The following is a 245-nucleotide window of genomic DNA, read 5'->3' on the forward strand; positions in this document are numbered from 1 at the left end:
GCTGCAAAAATTGTAGAAGAAGCCAAAGAGCAAGCTTCTCATGAAGCAGCACGCATTGCAGCCCAAGCAAAAGCTGATGTGGAGCAAGAAGTTAACCGTGCGCGCGAAGTGTTGCGCGAACAGGTTGCTACACTGGCTGTTAAAGGTGCGGAATCTATCTTGCGCAAGGAAGTTGATGCTTCCAAACATGCAGATTTGCTCAGTACCTTAAAACAGGAGCTGTAATCTTATGGCAGAGTTCGCAA

General features: G+C 47.3%; 1 protein-coding gene. It reads left to right on the forward strand.

The window, feature by feature from the left end; genetic code table 11:
* Positions 1-225: F0F1 ATP synthase subunit B family protein (locus ACTHSP_RS23975; RefSeq protein ID WP_440346936.1), on the forward strand; the 225-nt coding region annotated here is incomplete at its 5' end.
* Positions 226-245: the final 20 nt, after the last annotated feature.

This window comes from Neisseria sp. P0001.S005, from assembly GCF_051963715.1.